This window comes from Haemophilus seminalis (genome assembly GCF_006384255.1).
GTDB lineage: Bacteria > Pseudomonadota > Gammaproteobacteria > Enterobacterales > Pasteurellaceae > Haemophilus > Haemophilus seminalis.
Genome location: NZ_VCED01000005.1, coordinates 83369 through 93460 on the forward strand (window position 1 = coordinate 83369; position 10092 = coordinate 93460).

The 10092-nt window shown below is 42.3% G+C and carries 13 protein-coding genes; all 13 read left to right on the forward strand.

Annotation, left to right across the window (positions count from 1 at the left end):
• Positions 1–26: 26 nt before the first annotated feature.
• Positions 27–530, forward strand: a complete 504-nt coding sequence (locus FE813_RS07645) for a terminase small subunit (protein ID WP_139990102.1) — start codon at positions 27–29, stop codon at positions 528–530.
• Entirely contained in the window at positions 523–1758 is a 1236-nt protein-coding gene (locus tag FE813_RS07650; RefSeq protein WP_139990103.1) for a PBSX family phage terminase large subunit, read from the forward strand. The genes FE813_RS07645 and FE813_RS07650 overlap by 8 nt, the downstream gene beginning before the upstream one ends.
• 9 nt (positions 1759–1767) lie before the next feature.
• Entirely contained in the window at positions 1768–3156 is a 1389-nt protein-coding gene (locus FE813_RS07655; RefSeq protein WP_065265087.1) for a DUF4055 domain-containing protein, read from the forward strand.
• Positions 3122–4768, forward strand: a complete 1647-nt coding sequence (locus FE813_RS07660; protein ID WP_139990104.1) for a minor capsid protein — start codon at positions 3122–3124, stop codon at positions 4766–4768. Before FE813_RS07655 ends, FE813_RS07660 begins: the two co-directional genes overlap by 35 nt.
• Positions 4768–4986, forward strand: a complete 219-nt coding sequence (locus FE813_RS07665; protein WP_005705827.1) for a hypothetical protein — start codon at positions 4768–4770, stop codon at positions 4984–4986. Before FE813_RS07660 ends, FE813_RS07665 begins: the two co-directional genes overlap by 1 nt.
• A complete protein-coding gene (locus tag FE813_RS07670) occupies positions 4986–5405 on the forward strand; it encodes an HD domain-containing protein (RefSeq protein ID WP_139990105.1) in 420 nt (139 codons plus the stop codon). Before FE813_RS07665 ends, FE813_RS07670 begins: the two co-directional genes overlap by 1 nt.
• A gap of 98 nt (positions 5406–5503) precedes the next feature.
• A complete protein-coding gene (locus FE813_RS07675) occupies positions 5504–6238 on the forward strand; it encodes a DUF6651 domain-containing protein (protein ID WP_118856334.1) in 735 nt (244 codons plus the stop codon).
• 65 nt (positions 6239–6303) lie between these two features.
• On the forward strand, positions 6304–7254 hold the full coding sequence (locus FE813_RS07680) for a major capsid protein (RefSeq protein WP_139990106.1): 951 nt from the start codon (positions 6304–6306) through the stop codon (positions 7252–7254).
• Positions 7255–7393: 139 nt separating this feature from the next.
• Positions 7394–7831, forward strand: a complete 438-nt coding sequence (locus FE813_RS07685) for a DnaT-like ssDNA-binding protein (protein ID WP_065265040.1) — start codon at positions 7394–7396, stop codon at positions 7829–7831.
• A 2-nt stretch (positions 7832–7833) separates the two neighbouring features.
• Positions 7834–8235 (forward strand): hypothetical protein, encoded by a 402-nt coding sequence (locus FE813_RS07690; protein WP_139990107.1) that lies wholly within the window; start codon positions 7834–7836, stop codon positions 8233–8235.
• Positions 8228–8620, forward strand: a complete 393-nt coding sequence (locus tag FE813_RS07695; protein WP_139990108.1) for an HK97 gp10 family phage protein — start codon at positions 8228–8230, stop codon at positions 8618–8620. The genes FE813_RS07690 and FE813_RS07695 overlap by 8 nt, the downstream gene beginning before the upstream one ends.
• 6 nt (positions 8621–8626) lie before the next feature.
• Positions 8627–9019 (forward strand): phage tail terminator-like protein, encoded by a 393-nt coding sequence (locus FE813_RS07700; protein WP_118856326.1) that lies wholly within the window; start codon positions 8627–8629, stop codon positions 9017–9019.
• Positions 9020–9027: 8 nt separating this feature from the next.
• Positions 9028–10038 carry a phage tail tube protein gene (locus FE813_RS07705; RefSeq protein WP_118856324.1) on the forward strand — a complete coding sequence of 337 codons (1011 nt, stop codon included), beginning with the start codon at positions 9028–9030 and terminating at the stop codon, positions 10036–10038.
• Positions 10039–10092 lie beyond the last annotated feature (54 nt).

Consider the following 10092-nt stretch of genomic DNA (forward strand, 5'->3'; position numbering starts at 1 on the left):
TATTCAAGTTATTTTAAGGATTTTCTATGTCAGACGTGAAAGGAAAATCCACGTCTGATGGCGTGGGGAAGTTAACTGATAAACAAAAGCGATTTGTTGAAGAATATCTTGTTGATTTAAATGCAACGCAAGCTGCGATTAGAGCAGGATATAGTGAGCAAACAGCCTATTCAATCGGACAGCGGTTGTTGAAAAAAGTTGAAGTGCAAGAGGCAATTCAACAAGCCCAAAACAAGCGGTCGGAACGCACACAAATCACCCAAGACGAAGTGATTCGTCGCTTAATTGAAAATGTGGATATTTCAATGGGTAAGAAAGCAACGGTTATCACCATTCCAAGCAAAAGCGAAAATGGTGGAGTGGTAGGCAATGATGTAGCACAGTTTGTGTATGAACCTTCTGCGGCAAATAAAGCGTTGGAGTTACTTGGTAAACATTTGGGTATCTTCAAAGACGGTGTCGATATTACTTCAGGTGGCAAACCATTACAGCCAACTATTATCGAACTTGTCGGGGTAAGCAGTGAGTAAAGTGCAGCTTTCTATTCCTGCCAAATTGATTGATGTATTCAAAGGTGAATGCCGTTATCGCGGTGCTTATGGCGGACGTGGCTCTGCCAAAACACGCACCTTTGCTTTAATGACGGCTGTTTGGGCGTATAAGCGAGATATGGCAGGCGACAGCGGTGTGATTTTATGCGCCCGTGAGTTTATGAATTCATTGGAGGAGTCTTCGCTTGAAGAGGTAAAACAGGCGATTCGCTCAACAGAATGGCTGTTGCCACATTTTATTATTGGTGAGAAATTTATTAAAACCAGAAGCGGTCGGATTTCTTACGTTTTTGCAGGCTTAAGGCATAACCTTGATAGCATTAAATCCAAAGCCCGAATTTTGCTGGCGTGGGTAGAAGAAGCGGAAACCGTTAGTGAAATGGCGTGGCAGAAATTAGAGCCAACGGTGCGTGAGCATCAATCTGAAATTTGGGTAACGTGGAACCCTGAAAAACGAGGTTCGGCAACTGATGAACGATTTCGACAGCATAAGCCTGAAAACAGTAAGATTGTAGAAATGAACTACCACGACAATCCGTGGTTTCCTGCTGAGCTTGAGCAAACACGTCTGGCAGACAAGCAGCGTCTCGATGATGCTACTTATCGTTGGATTTGGCAAGGTGATTATCTCGAACAATCTGAAGCACAGATATTCCGTGATAAGTTCAAAGAACTGATGTTTACGCCGCAATCTGATTTCAACGGTCCATATTACGGATTAGACTTTGGTTTTGCGAACGACCCGACTGCTGCGGTGAAATGCTGGGTGTTCAACAATGATTTATATATTGAATATGAAGCGGGCAAAGTGCGGTTAGAGTTGGACGAAACGGCAGAATTTATCACACAACGTATTCCTGAATTTGCTCAACATAAAGTGCGGGCTGATTCGGCTCGACCTGAGTCGATTAGTTACCTTAGACGACACGGTGTGCCGCAAATGGAAGGTGTGAAAAAATGGCAAGGCTCGGTTGAAGATGGTATTGAGCATATCAAGTCTTACAACAAGGTGTACATTCACCCACGTTGCAAAGAGACGCTCAATGAATTTCGCTTATACAGCTACAAAACAGACCGTTTGTCAGGTGATGTGTTACCACAGATTATCGATGCAAATAACCATTACATTGATGCATTGCGGTATGCCTTAACGCCTTTGATTAAGAAACGAGGCGATTTTAAACAAACCAGCCTCAAACTCTATTAAGGATTCACTATGTCAGTTCATCTTCCCACCGCTGAAATGGTGGAATTAACCAAGAAAACCAAAATCATTGATGATTTACTCGGTGGCACAGCAACAATGCGGAAAGCCGCACAAACCTATCTTTTCCAAATGGAAATGGAAGAATCCGATAGTTACCGCAAACGCCTTGAGCGTTCGACCCTTTATCCTGCATTGTCGGAAACCCTTTCGCAAATGACAGGTCGAGTGTTCTTCAACCCGATTGACGTTGCCGATGTAACAGAAACGGTGCAAGCCCTTTTTGATGATGTGGATTTAGCAGGCAATAACCTTGATGTATTCGCCTCCCGTTGGTTTTATTCCGCCTTGGCGTATGGTTGCTCGTTCGCTCTGATTGATTTTACCCGCGTAGAAGTCGTGAAAAGTCGCGCAGAAGAGAAAGCCTTAAATGCCCGTCCATATTGGGTACATATTAAACCGCATCAAGTACTGGGTATTAAAACCGCACGAGTAAATGGTAAACAAGCGATTACTCAATTCCGCTATGTTGTAAATGAACAGGTTGAGGATGGCGAATTTGGCGTAAAAACCGTGAAACACGTTTATGTGTACGAAATCGGTAAAGTGCGGAAATTTAGCGAAGCGGAAGGCGAGTTTCGTCTTGAATCGGAATTGCTCCTCACTGCCCAAAATCGACCTCTTGATTTTGTGCCTGTCGTGCCATTTATCACAAAGCGTAACGAACTCACCAATGCCATTGAGCCGCCTTTAATGGAGTTGGCGTATTTGAATGTAAAACACTGGCAGTCTCAATCGGATCAGGACAATATCACTAACATTGCTCGCGTACCGTTGTTAGCGATTTATTCTAATGATGAAGTGAAACAGCTTGCTATTGGTGGTAGCGCGATTCATTTACCTGTTGATAGCTCAATGCAATTTGTCGAACATTCAGGACACGCAATTGCTTCAGGTGTTGAAAGCCTGAAAGATTTGGAAGAGCAAATGAAAACCGCAGGGGCGAAGTTGCTTACCAAAACCGCCTTAGCAATGACTGACAGTCAAGCCCGTGATGAAGCAGGCAAAGAAATTTCCCAGCTACGTTTACTGGCAAACCGATTTGAAGATGCTATTGATTTAGCCTTGGAATATACAGGGCATTGGCTTGGCATTGCCAAAGAGCAAGTGGGTAACGTGCAGATTTCTGGCAACATTGAAAACGATCTCGACCCGTCCGCTTCAATGGCAAGTGTGATTCAGTTACGTAATGCTGGCGTGATTTCGAATCAATCCACCTTTGACGAAGCCAAACGTCGTGGTTTATTAGCCGACGGCTTAGAATGGAACGCAGAGCAAGAACGCCTGCAATCGGAGGGAATGAGTTTTGGAAACGAAGAAACATCAGAAACCAACGCTTAGACAACGCATTGCCCACGCCTTAACCGACCGCAAAATCTTGCATTTTCGCTATGATGCTCACTTGCGACAACAGGTGTACAAGCGGTTAAATACATTGCAAAAATCGCTGATTAACCGCATCAGTGCTATCGGTATAGAAGGCTTGTCCGCAAAGAAACTAGATAAACTGCTTACAGAACTGCAAACGGAAATTGCAAAAACTTACCAAGAAACAACCGCTTACACGCAAGACGAGTTAAGCGGTTTTTTATCGCTTGAAGCCAGCAAAATCAGCCAGCTTTATAACGATGAAATCGGCTTTGATTTGTTTAATGATGTGCCAAAAGAACGTATTAAAGCGATTAAAAACGTTGCTGTGATTGAAGGGCAACCGTTAGAAGCATGGTGGAATAAACAGCGTGCCGATTTAGCCTTTAAGTTTGAGGGAATTATTCGCACAGGCGTTGCCGAAGGCAAACAAAACGGACAACTTGCCACCGAAGTACGAGAGTTAATGAGCGTTAGCCGTCGCACAGCGGATACTTTAGTCATTACCGCTGTCGCAAAAGTAGCTGACACCGCCCACGAAGCCTTGCGCGATGCCAATCTTGATATTCTGCAAGGCGAAGAGCATCTTTCCACCCTTGATATGCGAACCTCCACCGTCTGCCAAGTGCGAGACGGCAAACGATGGGATTTGGACAAAAAGCCAATCGGGCATAACATTCCCTACAAACGCCCACCGTTGCACCCACGTTGTCGCAGCATTCTTCAGCTTGTCACCAAAAGCTGGGAGGAATTAGGCGTGCAAGGAATGGAGGAAATGCCAACTAGCACCCGTGCTTCAATGAATGGACAGGTGGATGAGCGGATTAATTATGAGAGTTGGCTCAACAATAAAACGGCTGAAGAGAAAGAGCTGGTTCTAGGCAAAGGTAAAGCAGATTTATGGGAACGTGGCGTGATTACGTTCTCGGATATGTTAGATCAGAGTGGTAGACCGCTGACGTTGAAAGAGCTATACTCTAAATCTAGCTTAGTGCAAGAATATAATCCTATGGATGTAACAAAAAAATATCAGCAAGCGGCTGAAATAGAACCCAAAATCACAAAAGCTGTGACAACTATTATCGCTTCTGTAGATGGCGAGGTTGCTGGACTCGAATATCGCTTAAAATCAATGGATTCGTTGAAGCGTAAAATAGAAACTGAAATGATGGCAGGGATTTCTGAGCAACAAGCAATAGATAACATTAAAGATGTTATTCGCTATACAGCAATATTCTCGCCTGAAAATTTTGTAACACAATATAGGGAAATGCAATCCGCTTTAGAAAAACAAGGGTATAAAACAATTATTGTTAAAAACACTTGGAAGGACGGTGCTGTTTATAAAGGCATTAATACATTCATCACTACTCTTGTAAAGAAAGATAATGTAATTTTCGAGATGCAATATCATACAAGTGAAAGTTTTGCGTTAAAAAATGGTGAATTACATCAGCTTTATGAACGTTTTCGCGACCCAAATACCGAACAAGAAGAAAAAGAAAAATTGTATATTGAAATGCAGAAATTAAGTGCTAAATTAGTTACGCCAAAAGATATTCAAAAAATCAAAGGAGTAAAATAATGTATCAATACTACTTAGCTCAGTTAGATGATAATCAACAAAAATTGATTCGTGGTATGGGTAATAATTTACTTTCATTTGCTACCTATGAACCTCATAAAGAAGATTGGGATAAAAAGTTTGGTTCGTTTTGGGCGGATAAAATCTTAGTCAGCGATTTTGATGCTTATCGTGAAATTAGTGAAAAAGAAGCCATTCAATTTATCAAGGTGCATTAATGTGGGCAGAAAAAGCTGAAGTATTGGCAAGATGTTTGCATCACGGTCAGAAAGATAAAGCCGGTAAGCCATATATAGAGCATTTGGAATTTGTTGTAGAACATTTAGACGATTCAACAGATGAAATGCGTGCTGTTGCTTGGTTGCACGATAGCGTGGAAGACACGGCAATTAGTATTGATGAAATTCAAGAACAATTTGGTAATGTGATCGCAAATGCCATCTTGGCTATATCAAAACGTAAAGATGAAGACTACCAAGATTATTTAATTAGAGTTAAGCAAAACGCTTTAGCGCGTTCAGTTAAATTAGCAGACTTACAGCATAATGCCGATCTTTCTCGATTGCCTAGAATCAAAGAAGAAGATATTCTCCGTAAAGAAAAATATTTAGCGGCCATGGCATTTTTATTATCTTAACCTAACAAACATTATCAACCGCTTGTAGCGAAAGTTACAGGCGGTTTTTTTACGCCTTGGAAAAGGCACAACCTTAACTAACTGGAAGGAAATCCAATATGAAATTAAAACTTGATGAAAATGGGCACGTGGTTGTTGAAAACGGGATGCCTGTGTATGTTCACGAAGACGGGAAGGAAATTCCGTTTGATGCCACAAAAGCCACAGCCAAAATCGCAGAGCTTAACAGTGAGGCGAAAAAACACCGTGAAGCCAAAGAGCAGGCGGAGGCAAAACTCTCGGCATTTTCGGGGATTGACGATCCGAAAGCAGCAATCAAAGCCTTGGAAACGGTGAAAAATCTCGATGATAAGAAGTTGATTGATGCGGGCGAAGTGGAAAAGGTGAAAGCAGAAATGCGTAAAACCTTTGATGAACAACTGGCAGAATTCCAATCTCAAGCTGAAAAACTGCAATCGCAATTGCACGCAGAACTAATTGGTGGTTCGTTTGCTCGCTCTAAATATGCCGCAGAACATTTAAATTTACCTTCTGATGTGGTGCAAGCCTTCTTTGGTAAGCATTTCAGTATTTCAGATGAAGGTAAAGTGGTGGCGAAGTTCGCCGATGGCAATGAAATTTACAGCCGTTCACGCCCAGGCGAAAAAGCCGATTTTGAGGAAGCATTAGAGGCGTTAGTCGGTGCGTATCCAAATAAAGATGCGATTTTAAAACCATCAGGTACATCAGGTTCAGGTATTGGCGCGGGAACAGGCGGCAGCAATGCCCCTAAATCCCTTGCCGAATGCAAAACTGACGCAGAAAAAATTGCGTATATGCAACAACATTCATAATCGGGTGCAAGAGATTGCACCTTTTTTATTCACGGTGCAATCGCACCATAACATAGGAGCTTATTATGGCTTTTGACTTACAAGTCTTTAACAAACAAACGCATTTAGCGTTAACTGAAACTGTCGATCAGGATATTGAAAAATTCAATCAAGCCTCAGGTGGCGTGATTACATTGCAAAATGCGCTAACACAAGGTGATTTTGATATTCGTGCGAGCTTTAAAGCGATTCAAGGCTTAGTGCGTCGTCGTAATGCTTATGGCAGTGGTACGGTGCAAGCGAAACGCCTAGAGCAATTACTCAATGTAGCAGTAAAAGTGGCTGCAGGTACGCACCCGATTGAGTACGAACCGCAACAATATCGCTGGGTATTACAAAACCCTGAGCTTGCTGCGGTAGAAATCGGGCAACAACTTGCCAAAGCCCGTTTAGCGGATATGTTAAATACCGCAATTTTAGGGGCGGTTGCTGCGATTGGCGGGCAAACTACTGCAGTGTTAGACGACAAGAAAAACGCCCCGAATTTCCGCACGCTCAACAAAGCGGCAGCATTATTTGGCGACCGCTCCAGCGCATTAAAAGCGTGGATTGTTCATTCAACCACCTTACATACTTTGTACGACAATGCCTTAACTAACGCAGAACGTTTGTTTACTTACGATAACGTGAGTGTGATGCGCGATCCGTTTGGTCGCTTGTTTGTGGTCACGGATAGCCCTGCGTTAGTTGATAGCACCGCTTCAGCCTATAACACTCTAGGCTTGCAAGAAGGGGCGATCGTGGTAAGCGGTAACAACGATTTCAATAGCGAAATGCAACCGAAATTAGGCGGTGAAAATATCGCAGCAGTTTATCAAGCAGAATGGACTTATAACTTAGGTATTCTCGGTTATGAATGGGATATGACTGCAGGCGGTAAATCCCCCGACGACACCAAGTTAGGGGCATCAGCCAACTGGCGTAAAACCGCAACTTCATTGAAAGACACCGCGGGCGTATTGGTTAAAACCAAGTAGCCATATCGCTAAAAAAGCACCCCCAAGTAACGAATTACTCGGGGGTTCTTATTTCCCTTGCCCATTAATTGCAAAAGGAAATAACTGTGCGAAATTGTACCAAAACAAAATTGAAGATTCTTCTAAATAAGGAGAAAAAATGAGCGCTTATGTTTCTGTAGAAGAAGCTGATGCATATCATAATCTCAGAATGAGTGCAGAAATATGGGGGGCACTAAGTGCAACAGAAAAGGCTCGCCGATTAGTCAATGCATCGGATTATATTGATAGTGGCTATATCTATTTAGGAAAGCCATCCGATAAACATCAATTACGAGCGTTCCCACGTAATGGGGATACAGACGTGCCAGTAAAAGTAAAAAATGCAGTCTGCGAATTAGCTTTGGAAGAAAATTTAACTCAAAATCCAACCGCACTTAAAAGTGCAGTGAAAGTTGGTGAACTTTCTGTAACGTATTCTTATCCTTCAGCTGCAAACGGTGTAGAGAATCAGCGATTTAGTTATGTGGCGCAGTTGTTGAGAGAGTTTGTTCGAGAGAAAGGAGCTATGCGTAGAGTATTGCTTGAACGGGGGTAAGAATGGGATTTTATGATGAGTTGGCTGATACTGCAAAGACCTTGTTAACCGAATTTGGGGTGCCATGTAGTATTGAGCAAAACATTACCAGTGATTACAACGTTAAAACAGGTGAGGCAACTCGACGCAAGCGTCGCTTATTGGGTGTTTGTATATTTAACCAATTGACCTATGACTTTCCTCAATTCCAAAGTTCTGGTGTTTTAAAAGGTGAGGCAAGCTTAGTTCAACAAGGCGATGTGTCTATTACGTTAAGCCTATCATCTCCTCTTTCGAGAGAAGAGCTGCTTTTAAGTGTGCTCCTTGTTAATGGAGAGCGTTGGCAAATTGTGAATTGTCAGCCATTAAAACCATCTGGTATGACGATTTATTACAAGCTTCAGGCAAGATTAGTAAATGGGTAAATTTGTAGCTGAAATTGATGCTTTTAGAGAACGAACGATGCAACGTGCAGATATGTTGGTACGGAAAATCGCATCGGATACATTTAAAAAAGTTCAATCTAAAACGCCTGTCGATAGCGGGCAGTTACGTCGGAGTTGGACAGTCTCGGTGGGAGAAGCGCCATCTGTATTTAATGGTTCTAATGAAGTGATTAACAATGCAAAATTTGGTAATACGCTTTACATTGCGACGGATAAGCCTTATGCCTTGACGCTGGAATATGGTTTATACCCTAAACCAGGAGGGCGTAAAACAAACAATGGCTTTTCGATTCAGGCTCCAAAAGGCATGGTGAGGATTACTGTGCAAGAAATGGAAGCGTTATTAAAGAAAAGTAGGTGGTGATTTTAGATGAAACAAATTATTCGGTCTGTATTGCAAACACACTTAAACCAATTAGGACAATTTAATACCGCATGGGAAGGCGTTTTAAGTACGCCCAAACTACCATATCAAACGCTCCACTTAACTATTTCATCTAGCGATACAGGTGCAATCTCTGATCGGCCACATGCTGAAGAATTAGGTTTTTTGCAATTAACGTTATTTTATGAGGCAGGATTAGGCACGAAAGCCATTGAGGAGCGTGCGACAGCTATTCGACGGCATTTTTACGGTCAGTCCTTTATTAAGGATAACGTTCAAATCATCATCCATAAACCGCCACTTATTGGCGGTATTTTTTTAAACGATAATAAACTGGCGTTGCCAGTTACAATCAATTTTACCGCTTATGAACTCTAGGAGGTTATATGGCAAATGCACAAGGTGTAAAACGTAAGGTTACGTTTGCAAAAGAAACAACATTTGGAGTACGTGCTGCAAAAGGTATTGGTAAAGTGATGCCTCGCACAGAAAGCTCATTGAACTCAACCTTTGATTCATTCTCAAGTGAGGAAATTCGAGAAAATATGCAACGCTCTCCATCCATTGTTGGATTTGAAAAAGTGGAGGGCGATTTGAAAGGGGAATTGTCTGCAGGTCAATGGTCTGATTTTTTTGCAGCCGCATTGCGAGGAGCATGGACAGAAGCGAAATCGCCTGTATTAAAGAAAACTAGCACTGGGGCAGGTGAAAAACAAGGTAAATTACTCGTAATTCCTGAAACTGGCCATACAACTGATTCCTTTACGCTTGAAGACACCTTCGCAGATATTGGATTAAGTCGCATTTATACAGGTTGTCGAGTATCTAAAATTAGCCTAGATATTCAACCGAATGGTATAGCATCGATTGCGGTCACCTTTTTAGGACAAAAAGGCGAGGAGAGTCAAACTGCATATTTTACTGGTGCGCAGGAAGTGACTCAATCAGCTAAGGTTGCAGGTGTAAATGGGCAGCTGATGGTTAACAAAACCAAAGCAGCGTTAGTTACTGGTTTGAAGATGGACATTGATTTGAATGCGTCGAGTGAGGCGGTACTGGGCGCGAAATACGCACCTGACGTGTTTATTGGCACAGTGGCAATTAGCGGATCGTTTACGATGTATTTCCAAGATAAAACCATGATTGACGCAGTGCGTAGCGGCGCGAATCTTTCTCTTGCTTTAAGAATGGATGCCGAATCAGTCGACAACGGAGATTATTTAACGTTCATCTTGCCAGGCGTGAAAGCAACTTCTATTGAAATTGATGACGGTGCAAAAAACCTTATTCAAACCCTAAACTTTGATGCTTTCCCCGCGATTTATGATGCGGAAAGTACAATTGATGATGTATTAAAGAAACCAACAACACTCATCATTCAAGATTCATTAGCCTAAAGCGCGATGAAATTTAGTCATACTTTATAGAAAACAACCCCCGAAAGTTCATCA